Annotated in this window: 1 protein-coding gene; it reads left to right on the top strand. The window is 23.2% G+C overall.

Annotated elements, in window-relative coordinates; all coding sequences use genetic code 11:
- Positions 1-609, top strand: a 609-nt coding sequence (locus tag HMPREF0202_RS15225; RefSeq protein WP_023051973.1) for a hypothetical protein, incomplete at both ends; no start/stop codon positions are given.

The following is a 609-nucleotide window of genomic DNA, read 5'->3' on the forward strand; positions in this document are numbered from 1 at the left end:
ATTAGAATTGAAAAAAGTATAGAGTCAAAATTGCTAAAAGAAAAAGAGTTGCAAGAATCTATTCTGTTAGATAGAAAAATAACCGTCGAAATACTGCGTAAAACCATTTTTAAGGCTAAAGAAGTGACTTTTGAGAGTTATTTATCCAGAGTTGAATCAGAAAGGCTTAAAATCAATTTAAAAGCTTCAAAATCATTTGAGATTTATAATTATTTTAAATCTATAAAATTTGAAGATATAGAACGCTTAGCTTTAAATAGTTTAAGTAAAGGAAGATACTTTAAAGCTATGAAAGAATATAGAGTTTTAGACAATAAAAGAATTAGGTTACAAATAGAAAAAGATTCATATACAACATTTTCTAAAAAGTTATTACATTTAAATTCTATGTCTAGAATAAATAGAGAACTTAAAAGTGTTAGTGAGTCTCTTTTAAAATTAGAAAAAGAGTTTAAAGAGATTCAAATATCAATTGGTGATAAGAAACTTCATGAAGAAATATCTAGAATTAATAATTTAAGAGATAATATTTGTAATAGATATTCCAAACAAAGTAATATGTTAAAAGAGAAATCTCAACTCAATGAATTTTTTATTAAAGAAACAAAT

Origin of the sequence: Cetobacterium somerae ATCC BAA-474 (assembly GCF_000479045.1) — a bacterium.
GTDB classification, from domain to species: domain Bacteria; phylum Fusobacteriota; class Fusobacteriia; order Fusobacteriales; family Fusobacteriaceae; genus Cetobacterium_A; species Cetobacterium_A somerae.